Annotated in this window: 15 protein-coding genes; 5 read left to right on the forward strand and 10 right to left on the reverse strand. The window is 68.9% G+C overall.

Annotated features, from left to right (window positions below; all coding sequences use genetic code 11):
• The first annotated feature begins 599 nt into the window (after positions 1-599).
• Positions 600-1,010, forward strand: a complete 411-nt coding sequence (locus C6A87_RS16725; protein WP_311113312.1) for a GNAT family N-acetyltransferase — start codon at positions 600-602, stop codon at positions 1,008-1,010.
• The gene (locus tag C6A87_RS16730; protein ID WP_311113313.1) at positions 991-2,229 is read left to right on the forward strand and encodes a glutaminase; all 1,239 of its coding nucleotides are present in this window, start codon (positions 991-993) and stop codon (positions 2,227-2,229) included. The genes C6A87_RS16725 and C6A87_RS16730 overlap by 20 nt, the downstream gene beginning before the upstream one ends.
• Here the strand turns inward: C6A87_RS16730 and C6A87_RS16735 are convergent.
• The 4 genes from C6A87_RS16735 to C6A87_RS16750 all read right to left on the reverse strand — a co-directional run bounded on the left by C6A87_RS16735 (position 2,210) and on the right by C6A87_RS16750 (position 6,537).
• Entirely contained in the window at positions 2,210-3,940 is a 1,731-nt protein-coding gene (locus C6A87_RS16735) for an aminotransferase class V-fold PLP-dependent enzyme (protein WP_311113314.1), read from the reverse strand. The genes C6A87_RS16730 and C6A87_RS16735 overlap by 20 nt on opposite strands.
• A complete protein-coding gene (locus tag C6A87_RS16740) occupies positions 3,937-4,704 on the reverse strand; it encodes an amino acid ABC transporter ATP-binding protein (RefSeq protein ID WP_311113315.1) in 768 nt (255 codons plus the stop codon). The genes C6A87_RS16735 and C6A87_RS16740 overlap by 4 nt, the downstream gene beginning before the upstream one ends.
• Positions 4,697-5,458: an amino acid ABC transporter permease gene (locus C6A87_RS16745; protein WP_311113316.1), complete on the reverse strand. Its 762-nt coding sequence runs from the start codon at positions 5,456-5,458 to the stop codon at positions 4,697-4,699. The genes C6A87_RS16740 and C6A87_RS16745 overlap by 8 nt, the downstream gene beginning before the upstream one ends.
• Positions 5,459-5,577: 119 nt before the next feature.
• On the reverse strand, positions 5,578-6,537 hold the full coding sequence (locus C6A87_RS16750; RefSeq protein ID WP_311113317.1) for an ABC transporter substrate-binding protein: 960 nt from the start codon (positions 6,535-6,537) through the stop codon (positions 5,578-5,580).
• A 243-nt stretch (positions 6,538-6,780) separates the two neighbouring features.
• On the opposite strand from C6A87_RS16750, the gene C6A87_RS16755 reads away from it, so the two are divergent.
• Complete coding sequence (locus tag C6A87_RS16755) at positions 6,781-8,040, forward strand: cytochrome P450 (protein WP_311113318.1); 1,260 nt, start codon at positions 6,781-6,783, stop codon at positions 8,038-8,040.
• On the opposite strand, the gene C6A87_RS16760 is transcribed toward C6A87_RS16755, so the two are convergent.
• Both C6A87_RS16760 and C6A87_RS16765 read right to left on the reverse strand, forming a co-directional pair.
• Positions 8,013-8,687, reverse strand: a complete 675-nt coding sequence (locus C6A87_RS16760) for a GntR family transcriptional regulator (protein ID WP_311113319.1) — start codon at positions 8,685-8,687, stop codon at positions 8,013-8,015. The genes C6A87_RS16755 and C6A87_RS16760 overlap by 28 nt on opposite strands.
• Before the next feature lie 15 nt (positions 8,688-8,702).
• Complete coding sequence (locus C6A87_RS16765; protein WP_311113320.1) at positions 8,703-10,238, reverse strand: GMC family oxidoreductase N-terminal domain-containing protein; 1,536 nt, start codon at positions 10,236-10,238, stop codon at positions 8,703-8,705.
• Between the two features lie 77 nt (positions 10,239-10,315).
• Here C6A87_RS16765 and C6A87_RS16770 point away from each other — a divergent pair, with 77 nt between their 5' ends.
• Positions 10,316-11,143, forward strand: a complete 828-nt coding sequence (locus tag C6A87_RS16770; RefSeq protein WP_311113321.1) for a MerR family transcriptional regulator — start codon at positions 10,316-10,318, stop codon at positions 11,141-11,143.
• On the opposite strand, the gene C6A87_RS16775 is transcribed toward C6A87_RS16770, so the two are convergent.
• The 3 genes from C6A87_RS16775 to C6A87_RS16785 all read right to left on the reverse strand — a co-directional run bounded on the left by C6A87_RS16775 (position 11,133) and on the right by C6A87_RS16785 (position 13,240).
• Positions 11,133-11,945: an alpha/beta fold hydrolase gene (locus C6A87_RS16775; protein WP_311113322.1), complete on the reverse strand. Its 813-nt coding sequence runs from the start codon at positions 11,943-11,945 to the stop codon at positions 11,133-11,135. The genes C6A87_RS16770 and C6A87_RS16775 overlap by 11 nt on opposite strands.
• Positions 11,946-12,035: 90 nt before the next feature.
• A complete protein-coding gene (locus C6A87_RS16780) occupies positions 12,036-12,878 on the reverse strand; it encodes an SDR family NAD(P)-dependent oxidoreductase (RefSeq protein ID WP_311113323.1) in 843 nt (280 codons plus the stop codon).
• Complete coding sequence (locus C6A87_RS16785; protein WP_311113324.1) at positions 12,875-13,240, reverse strand: nuclear transport factor 2 family protein; 366 nt, start codon at positions 13,238-13,240, stop codon at positions 12,875-12,877. Before C6A87_RS16785 ends, C6A87_RS16780 begins: the two co-directional genes overlap by 4 nt.
• A gap of 47 nt (positions 13,241-13,287) precedes the next feature.
• On the opposite strand from C6A87_RS16785, the gene C6A87_RS16790 reads away from it, so the two are divergent.
• The gene (locus C6A87_RS16790; protein WP_311113325.1) at positions 13,288-14,010 is read left to right on the forward strand and encodes a glutamine amidotransferase-related protein; all 723 of its coding nucleotides are present in this window, start codon (positions 13,288-13,290) and stop codon (positions 14,008-14,010) included.
• On the opposite strand, the gene C6A87_RS16795 is transcribed toward C6A87_RS16790, so the two are convergent.
• On the reverse strand, positions 13,992-15,341 hold the full coding sequence (locus tag C6A87_RS16795; RefSeq protein ID WP_311113326.1) for a TIGR01777 family oxidoreductase: 1,350 nt from the start codon (positions 15,339-15,341) through the stop codon (positions 13,992-13,994). The two genes, C6A87_RS16790 and C6A87_RS16795, sit on opposite strands and share 19 nt — an antisense overlap.
• Between the last annotated feature and the right edge of the window lie 20 nt (positions 15,342-15,361).

The following is a 15,361-nucleotide window of genomic DNA, read 5'->3' on the forward strand; positions in this document are numbered from 1 at the left end:
ACTGGAAGGGCTGATGGTCGATCAACACCACGATGCTGTCCTGCGGGCGCAGAAGTGCGTCGAGACCCGGTTTTGGGCATGCGAGTTCTCCTTCGGTGGATCGCGCGAGCAGTGCGGTTGTCGCCCAATCCCATTCGGTGGACGGACCGGCGTGGTTCGGTCCTCCGCAGGCGGCGTCGATATAGGCCAGCAAAACAGCGTTCCATCGATTTGTCAACAAATTATCGTTATTTATTGTTTTGTCGCGAATTGTTCCGTAAGGTCAGCGGGTAGCGACTCAGGGGAGAACCACCACATGACCGACGCCGCATGGGCATTGGCGCAGTACCGCACCTCACGCGGTGTCGCGGCCCTGCGCACAATCGATCTGGGCGCTCTGGCCCCCGTCGAAGGTGAGTTGGTACCGCCGCTGACCTATCCCGGTAAAGTGATCTGCGCAGGCGCGAACTACTACGATCACGCCGACGAGATGGGGTCGATCGACCGGATGCATCGGCCGACCCGTTCTTCTTCCTCAAGGCGCCGACGACCACGATCATCGGCCCCGACATCGCCACGATCAACATGTGGGGGCCGGTCAACGAAGAGGAGTTGCAGCGATGACAAGAGAATTCACCGACAGCACCGGTGCGCAGGTGACGGTGACTCTCGACGAATCACCACCGATCAGCGCCTACGTCGTACGCCTGGCCGACGGAACACGGGTCGGCCGTGCCGATTTCGTCGACCCACCCGATGAGGCAGGCGAGCGCATCTTCTTCCACACCGAGGTCGACGAGGAGTTCAGCGGGCGGGGTCTGGCGGGCCTGCTGCTGCGCGAGGCACTCGCCGACAGCATCGGCAAGAACCTCACCGTCGTCCCGGTGTGCCCGCTGTTCGCCCGCCACCTGAAGAGGCACGGCGACGAATTCGTCGCCGACGGCGGCCGTTTCCGCAGGCCGACGAAAGCCGACATCACCCTGGTCACCCACACCATGCGTCAGGACGGGCATGCGGTCACCGATTCCTGACTATCTGACCGAAACACTCGGCGACATCGCGTCGGACACCTCGGGCGCGCCGGCGGACTACATTCCCGAACTGGCGACGGCGGACCCCGAGCGCCTCGGCGCCGCCTTCGCGATGGTCGACGGCGCCATCTACGGCGCCGGCGACGTCGATGTCGAGTTCACGATCCAGTCGATCTCCAAGCCGTTCGCCTACGCGCTGGCGCTGGCCGATCGGGGCTTCGACGCGGTGCTGGCCAAGGTCGGCGTCGAACCGTCCGGCGAGGCCTTCAACGAGCTCTCCCTCGAAGGCGGCTCCGGGCGTCCGCTCAACCCGATGATCAACGCAGGCGCCATCACCACGCACTCACTCGCCGGGCCCGTAGGGCTGGACGCGGCGGAACGGTTGCAGCGTGTGGTGGACGGCCTTTCGGCGTTCGCCGGTCGCCGCCTGACGGTCGATGAATCGGTGTGCGCGTCGGAGATGGAGCACGCGCACCGCAACCTGGCCATCGCCCACATGCTTCGCAGCTACGGCGTCCTCACCGAGGACCCGGCCACCGTGGTCGAGGGCTACACCCGCCAGTGTTCCCTGCTCGTCACGACGCTCGACCTGGCCGTGATGGCCGCGACGCTGGCCAACCACGGAGTCAATCCGCTCACCGGTGAACGCGTGGTGCCCGAGCGCGTGGTGCGCCAGGTGCTCAGCGTGATGTCCACCTGCGGAATGTATGACGCCGCAGGCGACTGGGCGACCCAGGTCGGCATCCCGGCCAAGAGCGGTGTGGCCGGCGGCCTGATCGGTGCGCTTCCCGGACAGCTCGGGATCGCCACGTTCTCCCCGCGTTTGGACGTCCACGGGAACAGCGTCCGCGGAGTGGGCCTGTTCGGCCGGTTCTCGTCCGACATGGGTCTGCACGTGATGGAGGTTCCGGCCGCAGGCCGTGCGGTCGTGCGGTCCAATCACGTCACCGGCGCGGGACCCGACGCGGTCCGGGTGATCGAACTGCAGGGCGGCATCCGCTTCGCCGGCGCCGAGCGGGTGGTTCGCGAGATCACCGACACCGCGCCGACGGAAAGCCGAGTGGCACTGGATCTCACGATGGTGTATTCGATCGACGACGTCGCCCGACGGATGCTGCTGGAGATCGTCCGCCGGCTCACCCTCGACGGTCACCAGGTCTCCCTGATCGACCCCGAGGGCATCCTGCCCGTCCCCGAGGTCAGCCCCGAATCTCGTTGAGGTAGTTGTAGATCGTGTACCGGGTGACGTCGAGACGGCCGGCGACATGGTCGACCGAATCCCGGATCAGGAAGAACCCCGCCTCGTCGAGTTCACGGACCACGGCGGCCTTCTGCTGCTTCTTCATCTCCGACGGCTGCACACCGACCTTCGCGATCGCCCGGTCCACCAGGAACCGCTGCAGGCTGTCGACATCCGGCGGGAAGCTCTCGTCCCGGGGCCCGACCTCCTCTGAAATCGCCTCGGGCAGATCGCTGTTCACGCACAGACAGCCGATGGCTACCCCGTCGGCGTCGCGCAGGAACAGGGTCGACGACCGGATGGGACGCCCGTCGGGGTTGTTCGTGCGGTAGTTGATGAGGTCCTGGGTGGTCCCCCGCCGGATCAGGCCGAGCAGGAGGTCGGTCATCGGCCCGCCGACGGTGCGGTGGGTCAGATCGCCGGCGATCGCGGCGATCGAGTCGGGCAACCGGGAGAAGTCGTGCAGCAGCACCTCGTTGCCCGGACCCAGCATCGCGGCCAATCCGTGCACGGCCGGAATCAACGACGCCAGCAGGTCATGGGTCGCGTCCCCCGCCGCGGCCGGGACCGGCGCCTGCTCCACCCGCGGGGCGGCCAGTGACCTCAGCGCCGCCCGGAGCCGTTCGGCGACGTCCGCGGACGTCGAGGCGTGCGGGGAGAGCCGGATGTGGTCGGGCCGCACGGTCGCCGCGATGCCTGCGGCGCTCAGCGCGGCGCCGGTCTGCTCGGCCGGACAGTCCGGCAGCACGAACGCGAGAATCCCTGCCCGGCGGTGGCGTTCGGAGACGATCCGGGCCCCGCACGAGAGCAGAACCTCCTCCAGCGCGTCGACGCGCTCGGCGATGGTGGCGGCGATCGCACCGACGCCGGTGTCCTCCACCAACTCCAGCGCCGCGGCGAACGCCCCGGACGTCACCGGGCTCAGATTCGAGATCGACCAGGCCGCCGCGGTCCGGTCCGGCGGATGGATCGTGTTGTCGAACAAGCCGGGATCCCGGGCGCCGGTCCAGCCCGAGAGCACCGGATCCATCCGCTCCAGCGCCCGGTCCGACAGCATCGCGAACCCGGTGCCCCAGCCCGCCCGCAGCCACTTCTGCCCGCCCACGACCAGGATGTCGGCGACCTCCCACGGCTCCTCGATCACGCCGAAACCCTGGATGCCGTCGACGACCAGCAGGCGGTCCCCGATCACGTCGCGCAGCGCGGCCAGATCGGCCCGGTAACCGGTGCGGAAGTCGACCGCGCTGACCGACACCATCGTCACGTCGTCGCTCAACGCGGCCGCCACCCGCTCCGCGGTGACATGCCCTTCCGGCAGCGCCCGCACGGTCAGCCGGCCCGCCTGTTCGGCGCGGGCCCACGGGTAGGTGTTGGCGGGGAACTCCGCGGCCGAGACCAGCGCGGTGCCGCCCGGGGCGTTGAACGCCGCCTGCATCAGACCGAGACTGGTGTGCGGCTGCAACACGATGTGGTCGATGTCGCTGCGGCACAACCGGGCTGCGACCGCCTTCGCGCGGGTCTCTTCGCGCATGAGTTCGTCCACGGTGGCGGGACCGGCCCGGGTGGCCTTCTCCAGCAGCCGGGCGGTGGTGTCGAGTACGGCATGCGACGGCGGCCCGAAGCGGGCGAAGTCCAGATAGCCCTCCGGCTCGGAGAACTGCAGCCGGTAGCGCGGGGAGATGGGCTTCACGCAAGCACCCGGGCCAGGAACTGGCGCGTGCGCTCGTGTTCGGGATCCTTCAGAACGCGCTCCGGGGGCCCGGTTTCGACCACGGAACCGTCGGCCATGAAGACGATCTCGTCGGCGGCTTCGGCCGCGAACCCGATCTCGTGGGTCACCACCACCATCGTCATTCCCTCGTCCACCAACGTGTTCATCACCGCGAGCACCTCGCCGACCAGTTCCGGGTCCAACGCCGAGGTGGGCTCGTCGAACAGCATCAGTTTGGGCTTCATGGCCAGCGAGCGCGCGATCGCGACGCGTTGTTGCTGACCACCGGACAGCTGCGCCGGATAGGCGTCGGCGCGTGGGGCCAGGCCGACCCGGTCGAGGAGCTCGAGACCGTCCTTGCGCGCGATGTCAGGTGGGACGCCGAGAACCCGGATGGGCCCCTCGATGACGTTCTCCAGTGCGGTGCGGTGGCCGAAGAGGTTGAACCGCTGGAACACCATGCCGATGTCGCGGCGTTGCCTGGCGACGTCGCGTTCCCGAAGTTCGTAGAGCTTGCCGTTGCGCAGCTCGAAGCCGATCGGCTTGCCGTCGACCCAGACCTGACCGGCGTCGATGGTCTCCAGGTGGTTGAGGCAACGCAGGAACGTGCTCTTTCCCGCGCCCGACGGACCGAGCAGACACACCACCTGGCCGCGGTGCACCTGCAGATCGATCCCCTTCAGTACCTCGGTGTGCCCGTAGCTCTTCCGGACGCCGACGGCCTGCAGCAGCGGTTCAGACACGGGTGCTCCTCATCAGCGGGATCGCGCGCAGCGCCCGGCCGGCCTGGGCGGCGGCGCTGCGTTCACTGCCCCCGAACGTGCGCTCCAGATAGTGCTGGCCGACACTGGCGATCGTCACCACCACCATGTACCAGACCGCGGCGGCGAAGAGCGTCTCCATCACCAGCAGGTTGTGCGAAGAGATGTTGTTCGCCGCGTGCAGCAGTTCGGTCACGCCGATCACCGACGCGATCGAGGTGCCCTTGAGCATGTCGACGAAGTCGTTGCCGGTCGGCGGGATGATCACTCGCATCGCCTGCGGCAGCACCACTCTGCGCAGGGTCATCGCCGGGCCCATACCGATGGATTTCGCCGCCTCGACCTGCCCGGGATCCACACTGTTCAACCCCGCCCGGACGATCTCGGCCATGTAGGCGCTCTCGTTGAGCGCCAGCCCGAGCAGCGCCGCGGTGAACGCGCTCACCAGCACATTGGTGGGTTCGTCGACGAGATATCCGCCGAACGGCAGCGGAATCGAGATCTGCGGGATCACCAGGGCCAGGTTGTACCAGATCAGGATCTGCAGCAGCACCGGCAGACCGCGGAACAACCAGATGTAGCCGCCGGCGAACCATCGGGAGACCGGGTTCGCACTGCGACGCATCAGCGCGATCACGATGCCCAGGACGATGGCCACCGCCTGCGCGACCACCGCGAGCAGCACCGTGTTCACCAGACCGACGAGCATCACCCGGTACACGACGAAGTCGGGCACGGCCTGGCCAGTCGATCTGCGCTTTCGCCAACGTGGCGACGACCAGTACGAGCAGGCCGGCGATGATGCCGGCGCTGACCCACCGTCCCCAGTGCCGCAGGCGGACGATGGGCAGCGGCTCAGCCGCCATTGATGGCGGTCTGCGTCAGCGCGCCCTGCTCGACACCCCAGCTCTGCAGGATCTTCGGATAGGTGCCGTCCTCGATCAGCGAACTCAGTGCCTGGTTGACCGAATCCCGCAGCGCAGTATTGGTTTTCGCGAAACCGATGCCGTACGGTCCGCCCTCGATCGGGGGGCCGGGAACCACTTCGAACGCGTTGCCGTCGTTGGCGGTCCGGGAGATGTAGACCGCGCTGGGCAGATCGTTGAGGATCGCAGCAACCCGGCCGGTGCGGAGCTGATTCTGGTTCTGGGTATCGCTGTCGGTCGCCGTGACGTTGATCGCGGGCTCGCCGGCCTGCACGCATTTCTCGCTCTGGGCGGTCGCGAACTTCTGGTGGCTGGTGCCCTGCACGACCGCGATGTTCTTGCCGCACAGCGTGTCCGGACCGGTGATGCCCTCGGGGTTGCCCTTCTGCACCATGATCGTGATGCCCGAGGAGAAGTAGTCGACGAAGTCGATCTGCTGCTGGCGCTCCTTGGTGTCGTTCATCGCGGCCATCGTCATGTCGATGCGGCCGGACTGCAGACTGGTGATCAGCGAGCCGAACGCCATGTCCTGGTAGGCCATCTCCACCCCGAGCTTGGCGCCGATGGCCTTGGCGAGGTCCACCTCGTAGCCGATCGGGGTGGTGCCATCACCGGCGTAGAAGTTGTTGGGCGCCGACTGGATGTTCGAGCCGAGGTTCACCGTCTTGGACTCCGCGATCGCCGGCGGGAGCGCTGTCGACAGTTCGGGGTCGGGCTGGATCTCGGCGATCAGCGCGGCGTTGTCCGGGATCGCGGACTGCCCTTCGGCAGCCTCGGGCTGCCCGGCGCCGGATTCGGATCCCCCGCCTGCGCACGCGGTGAGTCCGGCGGCGAGGACTCCCGAGAGCAGCACGGTGAGCCGAAGACGACGTGTTGACGGTGATCGCATGTGGCCTCCAAGTGTGGTGCTCGCCAAACTACAACAAAATGTTGAAGTCGTCTCTACAAACCGTTGAATATCCCGCCGAATCGCCTTCCACGGCGACCCGGCGGCAGGACACGAACGCAGCCGCAGGTGCGTAGTCAACACGCGCCCACGCGCCGGAAACAGGTAGTCGATCACCCACGACACCCGCGCCCGCCCGCCCTAGCGTCGGGCTGTATCGGCACGACCGGACCGAGAGGGTTTCCGATGAGCATCGATGGCGCCACCGCCGTAAGCATCTTCGACGCGGATCTACCCACCGTCGACTACGAGCACGCCGCAAGCCCGGCCGAAGCCCACCGGCTCATCGCGGCGGCCCGCGCCCGCGGGCCCATCGCGATGGGACCGCACGGCCCCGAGGCACTCACCTACGAGGCCGTGCGCACCGTGCTGCGCGACAGCCGCTTCCAGATTCCGAAGGGCTTCGCGCTCGCCGCACAGGGCGTCACCTCCGGGGAGCTGTGGGACATCGTCGTCCGCGGGCTGCTCAGCCTCGAAGGCGAGGAGCACCATCGCCAACGACGGCTCGTGGCAAAGGCATTCACTCCCCGTGCCGCCGGCCGGCTCCGCAGCACCTGCGCGGACGTCATCGCCGGACTGCTGGACCGGGTCGCCGGCGACGGGCGCTGCGACGTGGTCGCCGACATCGCCAGGAACTACCCGATCCCGATCATCTGCGAGTTGCTCGGGACCCGCCGCGAGGACTGGGATCTGTTGTCCGGCTGGGCCGATGACATCTTCAAGGTGTTCGACTGGAACGTGGTCGAAGACGGTCCGGCGATCGTGCGGGCGTGGCACGCACTCGAGGACTACCTCGACGAGATGGTTGTCGGGCGACGCGACTCGCTCAGCGACGACCTGTTGTCGGACATGATGCGCGCCGAGATCGACGGCGACCGGCTGACGCATGCCGAGCTGCTCACCCTCGCCGCGACCCTACTGATGGCCGGCACCGACACCACCCGCAACCAGCTCGCCGCAGCGCTCGAGGCGTTCTGCGATCATCCGGACCAATGGCGGCTGCTCGCAACCGATCCGGACCTGGCGACGGCTGCGGTGGAGGAATCGATGCGCTACTCCCCCATCATCTTCGCGACGTTGCGGGTGGCGGTCGAGGATGTCGAGCTCGCCGGGTACACGGTTCCCGCGGGCAGCCCGATCCTGGCCAACATCGCCTCGGCCAACCGGGACGACACGGTGTACTCGGAGCCGGATCGGTTCGACATCACCCGCCGGGACGCTCCGGCGATCCTGACCTTCGGCGGGGGCATGCACTACTGCCTCGGCGCGCATCTGGCTCGCCTCGAACTCACCGAGGCGCTGACCCAGATGACCCGGCGGATGCCGCAGATCCGGCGCGACGGACCCTCGTCGTGGCGGCCGCTGACCGGGGTCACCGGACCGGCGACGCTGCCGATCGCGTTCGGCGACAGCTTCGGTCACAACTCCGCGAACGGCTCCGACTGATCGGCCAACTGTGACAGCGTCTGCCAATTGCGTTCCGTCGCCGCGGCGGCGGCGTCCGCGTCACCTTTGCGGCACAGCGTGATGATCTGCTTGTGCTGGGCGATGGAGTCGCGCCCGGACAACGACGAGAACCGTAGGTACTCCACGCGCCGCAGCACCGGGGTGACCTGTTCGAGAACGTGGGCGATCACATCATTGTCACTCGCCTCGACGGCCACCTGGTGGAACGCGTCGTCGCTGCGTAGCGCGGCCGCGGCGTCCCCGGCCGAGACCGCGTCGGCGAACGCCTTGTTCGCCCGGCTCATCGCGTCGTACTGGGCTCTGCCCATCAGTGGGACGGCGGTGCGCACCGCGAGCGCATGCATGGCTGCGGCCACATCCTGCGCGTTGAGCACGGCGTGGCGTTCGATCGAGGCGACCACGGTGGACCGGCCCGGAATGGTGTGCACCAGACCTGATGCCTCCAGCCGCGCCAGCGCCTCCCGTATCGGCGTCCTGCTGATCCCCAACCACTCTTCGAGTTCCGCGTCGCGCAGCTTCTCGCCAGGAGCCAACGTGCCGTTGATGATCGCGTCGCGGATTGATACGTAGGCCTGGTCACGCAACAACGACCGGCGGTGTTTTCCCCGCTCGATCGGCACCGGCACGCAAAGTATCGTATATCACCCCCTGATCAGGTCGGCCCCCTTCTCACCGATCATGATCGTTGCGGCGTTGGTATTGACCGACACGACCCTGGGCATCACCGATGCGTCCACCACCCGCAGGCCGTCGAGACCGTGCACCCGCAGCCGGGGATCCACCACCGACCCCGAACCCACCCCCATCATGCAGGTGCCCACCGGGTGGAAGTAGCTGCACGTCGCGGTAGCCAGGAAGGAACGCAACGCCTTCGGATCGGCGACGTCGGCTCCCGGTAGTGCCTCGCGACCACGCCACGGCGCGAGCGGCTCGGTGGCCGCGATCTCGCGCGCCACCCCGATGCCGTCGACCATCCGCCGCACGTCGGACTCCGCCCCGAGGTAGTTGGGGTCGATGAGCGGCGGGGTCTGCGGGTGCGGCCCGGCGAGACGGACCGACCCGCGCGCCTCCGGCGCCATCACCGCGACCGCGAACGTGAAACTGTTCGCGGGTGCGGACATGTGCGCCGGGATGAACGGAAGGTGGATGAACATCAGCTGCATGTCCGGTCCGTCGAGCGAGGGATCGCTGCGCCACGCCAACGACGTCTCGGCGTGGTTGTTCTGCCCGACGGGCAACGGCTGCGCGGCTTCGTACACCACCCCACATACCGGGTGGTCGTGCAGATTGCGGCCGACCCCGGGCAGATCGTGGACCACCTCGACGCCGACGGCTTCGATCTCGGCGGCCGGACCCACTCCGGACAACAGCAGCAGTCTCGGCGAGTCCACCGCACCCGCGCTGACGATCACCTCGGCCTCGGCGTAGGCCGACGAAAGCCGCCCAGATCGGGCGAATTCAACTCCTGTGCAACGGTTTGTGTCGAAGATCAGCCTGTGCGCCCGAGCACCGGTCAGCACTGTCAGATTCGGCCGCCGGCCGCGCACCGGGTGCAGGTATGCCCTTGCGGCGCTCTGCCGCGTGCCGCCACTGATCGACAGATCGTGCCAACCGGCACCCTCGGCGCACGCGCCGTTGAGATCGTCGGTGACCGGGAAACCGGCCGCGAGGGCACCCCGGAGGAAGACCTCGGACAGCGGGTTGGCCGCGGCCGGATCTGCCGGCGCAGGCCGCATCGGGCCGTCGGTGCCGCGATAGCGCCGATCGCCACGCTCGACCGTCTCCATGCGCTTGAAATACGGCAGCACCGACTCGTAGTCCCAGCCGGGACAGTTCCAGCTGTCGAAGTCGTTGGGATGCCCACGCAGGTACACCATCGCGTTGATGCTGCTGCTGCCACCGAGAGTGTGGCCCCGCGGCCAGTCGTGCCGCAGGCCGGCGGTGCCCGCCTGCGGAACCGTGTCGTAGGCGTAGTCGACCTCGGTGCCCCACAGTGCCGGCCACGCCAGCGGCGAGGCGATCTCCGGCCGGGTGTCCTCCGGACCGGATTCCAACAACAGCACCCTGGTGTCCGGGTCCTCCGACAACCGGGCTGCGACGACGCAACCCGCGGATCCGGCGCCGACCACGATGTAGTCGTAGTGAGTCGTCTCCGAAGGATCAGACTCAGAGTTCATGTCAGTCACGAAATTCCCTTACTCACAGAAGTGTTCGATATGGTCCATAGGGAGAAACGCCGGAAGGAACGGATCGCATGCGTCCAGGACTGAGCATCGGCGAATTCGCCACCTTGACGCATCTGAGCGTGCGGACGCTGCGCCGCTATCACCAGGCGGGACTCTTGGAGCCGGCGTGGGTGGACGACTTCACCGGCTACCGCTACTACACGGCCGAACAGATCCCCACCGCGCAGGTGATCCATCGGCTGCGCCAACTCGATGTGCCGCTGGCCGAGGTCGAATCCATCCTGTCGACCGACGACCCTCGGCAGCGCACCGAGGTGATCTCGGCCCACCTCCGCCGCCTGGAGGCCGAACTCGACCGGACCCGAGCCGCAGTCGTGTCGCTGCAGAGGCTGCTCAATCCGGAACCCGCGGAGATCGACGTCGAGCTCCGTTCCGTGCCCGCCCGCACGGTCGCCGCCATCAGCGGCATTGTCACCCAGGAGGATTCGCTGACCTGGTACGACTCGGCGATGGCCGAGCTGGACGCCGCCTTCGGCCCGGACGAACGCACCGGGCCCCCGGGAGGCCACTACGACAACGAGCTCTTCACCCACGGCTCCGGCATGTTCACCGTGTTCCACCAGGTCCGCCGTCCGCGCGCATCCGGCCGCATCGAAGTGGTCGACCTGCCGCCGACCGACCTCGCGGTCACGGTGCACGCCGGCGCCCACGACGACATCGACGTCACCTACGGCAGACTGGGCACCTGGGTGGTCACCCACGCGCTGGCCGTCGACGGCCCGATCCACGAGATCTACCCGGTGGGCCCCCGAGACACCGTCGAGTCCGGCCACTGGCGCACCGAGATCGGTTGGCCCGTCTTCCGTCTCGCAGACCGGCTGACGATCAGCTCGTGACGGCACCGGCGGCCGTGCCGATCAGCTCGGCCACAGCTGCGGGCTGCGACACGGTCACCGCGTGGGAGGCGTCGACCTCCACTGTCTGTGCGTTCGCCCGCTGACCCATGAACCGCCCGGCCTCGGCCGGGACGGCCAGATCCTCGGTGGCGACCAGGTTCCAGGACGGGATGCTCTTCCATGCCGCCTTGGTCGCGGGGTCCTCCAGCGCGGTCGCCGCGATGGGCCGCTGCGTCGCGGCCATCAGGGTGGTGAGGTTCTCGGCGACGTCGGCGGCGAACACCTTCCGGAACTGGTCCTGCCGGATGTAGAGATCGTTTCCGGTGCCGCCGCCGGGAAGCGGGAACGGCACGGTGTCCAGCGCCGGGCCCAGCTCGGCGCCGGGGAACTGGGCGGCCAGCTGCGAGGTGCTCTCCCCCGGCTCCAGAATGAAGCTGGCGACGTACACCAGTGCCTTCACGTTCGGCGCACCGTCGGCCGCCTCGCTCATCACCGACCCGCCGTACGAATGGCCGGCCAGCACCACAGGGCCGCTGACGTGGTCGACCACACTGCGCACGTAATCGGCGTCGGGACGCAGCCCGCGCAGCGGGTTGGCCACGGCCACAACGGGATACCCCTCGGTGCGGAGAATCTCCACCACCCCGTTCCAGCTGGAGGAATCGGCGAACGCGCCGTGCACGAGCACCACGGTGGGCTTGGCCGCCGGCGGCTCGGGCTCGGCGGCTGCCCCTCCGCACGCGGTGAGCGCGGTGACTGCCACGCCGGCGGTCACCGCTGCGAGCACCTGTCTGATCTTCATCGTCGCCCTCCATCGAAGTCGTCGGCCCCAGCGGGCCACCTGCAATATATTGCATACTGCACGTCGCGTAAAGCGTCTTTGCACCGGCGGCTATTCCCCGGCAGGGAAATCTGCGCCCCGGGAGAGTTTTTCGTTACGTCCCAACTCCACCAGCGCGCTGGTCAGCGTGTCGGCCACCGCATCGAACCCACCGTTGCCGAGGACCAGGCGCTGCGGCGGCGGGTCCTGCGCCATCGCGGTGAGCACGGCGCGGGCACCCCGGCGAGGATCACCGGGCTGCTTGCCGTCGGCCGCGACCATCGCCTCACGGACCTCACGCAGCATCGACCGGTACTCGGGGATCGACTCGCGTTCGGGCTCGTCGGCGAACCCGGAGTAGGCCCGGGTGCGGAACGCCCCGGGCTCTACGGCCAGCACCCGGATACCGGTCGGCGCCAGCTCGTCGCGTAGCACCTCGGTGAGCCCCTCGAGTGCGAATTTGGTTGCGCTGTAATAACCGAAGCCGCTGGTGCCGCGCAGTCCCGCCACCGACGACATGTTCACGACCCACCCGTCGCCCCTGGCCCGCATCCCGGGCAGTACGGCCCGCAGAACCGTCAGCACGCTGAAGAAGTTCAGCTCGAACATCGCCCGCACCTGGGCCTCGCCCATCCCCTCGACGGAGCCGAACCAGCCGCGGCCGGCGTTGTTGACCAGCACGTCGATGCCGCCGAAGTGGTCCTCGGCGGCGCGCACGGCGGCGCGCACCCGGTCGCCGTCGGTGACGTCGGCGGTGGCCACCAGCACGCGGTCGCCGTGCTCGCGCGCCCAGCCGGCCAGTTCGGCCGGCCGGCGTACCGTCACCGCCACCCGGTCCCCGATCTCCAAGGCGGCCTCGGCGATCGCCATGCCGAATCCGCCCGGCGTGCCGCCGGTGATGAACCACGTCTTCACGGCTCGATCACCAGCCGGCGAACCCGCTCACCCGCCATGGTGAAGCGGTAGTGCAAATCTGCCACGCCACCGGGGAAGTCACCTTCCAGGTGCTGGAGCACGTCGTACTCCGCGGCGCCGGTCTTCTCGGCCCGGCGGAACTCGGTGGTGTAGGTGTAGTCGCCGCCCGCGTTGGCCAGCCAGTCGGCGACGGCGGCGCGGCCGGTGTGGGTGTGGCCCTCGTCGGTGACGGAGGCGTCGTCGGCGAACGCGGCCAGCGCCGCGGCCACCTCGCCGTCGCGGTGTGCCGTGAGATAGGTGGTGACCGCCGCGGGCAGGTCTGCCCACGCGATCGCCGATTGTGAGTGTGTGTCCGTTGCCATGGCCCCACGGTGAGGTCTCCCCTCGGGGGAGAGTCAATAATGGCCGCGTGGCATCCAAGGTTCTGTTTCTGATCAACGAGCACATGGCGACCGAGGCGTTGCTGGGCGACGCGTTCGCCGCGGAGGGATTCGACGTCGACACGTTCGAGGTGGTGCCGGCCGAACGCGCCGACGACCCCGCGGGCGACGTGACCTTCCCCGACCCGGCCGGTTACGACGTGATCGTCCCGCTCGGCGCGAGCTGGCCGGTGTACGACGAGGCGCTGCGCCGCACCTGGGTGGGCACCGAGATGCAGTTGCTCCGGGACGCGGCCGACGCCGGAATCGCCTTGCTGGGAGTGTGTTTCGGTGGACAACTACTGGCGCAGACGTTCGGCGGGTCGGTGGCGCGCTCCCCGCGGCCGGAGATCGGCTGGTACGACGTGCTCAGCGACCGGCCCGAGATCGTCCCCGGCGGGCCGTGGTTCCAGTGGCACTTCGACCGCTGGACGCTGCCGCCCGGCGCGACCGAGATCGCGCGCACGCCGAACGCGTCACAGGGGTTCGTGCTGGGCCGCGCGCTCGCACTGCAGTTCCATCCCGAGGTCGACGCCGACCTGGTCAAGACCTGGCTGGCTGCCGACCGCGACGGCGACGTCATTGCCGCCGGTCTGGATCACGACCAGTTACTCACCCGCACAACAGATCTGGCTGAGGAAACCAGGCCAAGGATCCAGGCGCTGGTGCGCGGCTTCCTGACCCACGTGGCCGGTCACTCGCGTCCGAGTTGATGGGCCAGCGCGTCGCCGACATCGAGGTGACGGAACGGGTGCCCGGCGGCCAGTAGCTTTGACGGCACCACCCGCTGGCTCGCGTGGGCCAGCTCGCGGGCCCCCTCGGCGCCCAGGAGGAGCCGCGGGCCCAGCGCCGGAACCGGCACCATTGCGGGCCGATGCAGTACCCGGGCCAGCTCCCGGGTGTACTCGGCGTTGCGGACCGGCTCCGGCCCGACCGCGTTCACCGGCCCGCTGAAGCTCTCGTCGTAGAGCACGCGGTGATACGCCTCCACCAGATCGTCCAGACCGATCCAGGACAACCACTGCCTGCCGCTGCCCAGCCGCCCACCCAGGCCGGCCGTGAACAACGGGCGTAACAGTGCCAGCGTGCCTCCCGCGGCGGCCTGCACGATGCCGGTGCGGACCTTGACCACCCGCAGCCCTGCCTCGGCGGCGGGGTCGGTGGCCGCCTCCCAGTCGGCGACCACGTCGGCCAGGAAGCCGTCACCACGCCCGCTGTCCTCGGTGAGCTGGGTGTCCCCGCGGTCCGCGCCGTAGAAGCCGATCGCCGAGGCGCTGACGAACGTCCGGGGCCCGTCCGGCGCCGACACCGCGGCCCGCGCCAACAACCGGGTCGGTTCGATGCGGCTGTTCCGGATCGCCGCGCGGTGCGCCTCGGTGAAGCGTCCCGCGATCGAGGCTCCGGCCAGGTGCACGACGGCGTCGACGCCGGTGAGCAGCCCGGGTGCCGGATCGAGCGGATCCCAGCGGCGTTCGTCCTCACCCGTCGCGTGGCCGCGGACCAGCCGGATCACCCGGTGACCGCCGGTGCTCAGGAACGCCGACAGCGCCGAGCCGACCAGGCCCGAGGCCCCGGTGATCGCCACCGTCAGCGGCGCGGCGCCGGCCACCTCGGCCCTGCGGTGGGCGGCGAGATCGTCGGTGAGCTGGCGCTGCCGGTAGACGAACGTGGCCCGCAAGGCCGCGGCGGGCACCCGGGCATCGACGCGGTCGTGCACCCGAGTGCCGCTGCCTACATCAGTGAACGAATGGGTGTGCCGCCAGCGACCGATCACCCGAGGCGGCCACGAAGCGGGCCCCTGCGACGCGAGCTCGTCGGCGAATCGGGTCCCCTCCACGTACGCCGACGGGTCATGGCGGGCCACCCAGCGCAATCCGCCCGGCAGGCCGAGCACCGCCACCCCGTCGGCCAGGGACGACGCCTCGGACACCACCGACATCGGCTGCCAGGGCGGGACCAGCCTGCGCATCGCGCCGGGACGGGCGTGCCACCGCCAGACCTCGTCGCGGGGGTGGCCGACCACGCAGTCGTACTCGATGCCCATAGTGCTCCCGGGTGCCGGTG

Origin of the sequence: Mycobacterium sp. ITM-2016-00317 (assembly GCF_002968295.1) — a bacterium.
Lineage (GTDB): Bacteria > Actinomycetota > Actinomycetes > Mycobacteriales > Mycobacteriaceae > Mycobacterium.

Coding starts and splice junctions, on each gene's coding strand:
- C6A87_RS16755 (WP_311113318.1), top strand. CDS start 6,781: ATGAGCATCGATGGCGCCACCGCCGTAAGCATCTTCGACGCGGATCTA.
- C6A87_RS16775 (WP_311113322.1), bottom strand. CDS start 11,945: ATGAAGATCAGACAGGTGCTCGCAGCGGTGACCGCCGGCGTGGCAGTC.
- C6A87_RS16730 (WP_311113313.1), top strand. CDS start 991: ATGCGGTCACCGATTCCTGACTATCTGACCGAAACACTCGGCGACATC.
- C6A87_RS16770 (WP_311113321.1), top strand. CDS start 10,316: ATGCGTCCAGGACTGAGCATCGGCGAATTCGCCACCTTGACGCATCTG.
- C6A87_RS16765 (WP_311113320.1), bottom strand. CDS start 10,238: ATGAACTCTGAGTCTGATCCTTCGGAGACGACTCACTACGACTACATC.
- C6A87_RS16725 (WP_311113312.1), top strand. CDS start 600: ATGACAAGAGAATTCACCGACAGCACCGGTGCGCAGGTGACGGTGACT.
- C6A87_RS16785 (WP_311113324.1), bottom strand. CDS start 13,240: ATGGCAACGGACACACACTCACAATCGGCGATCGCGTGGGCAGACCTG.
- C6A87_RS16750 (WP_311113317.1), bottom strand. CDS start 6,537: ATGCGATCACCGTCAACACGTCGTCTTCGGCTCACCGTGCTGCTCTCG.
- C6A87_RS16795 (WP_311113326.1), bottom strand. CDS start 15,341: ATGGGCATCGAGTACGACTGCGTGGTCGGCCACCCCCGCGACGAGGTC.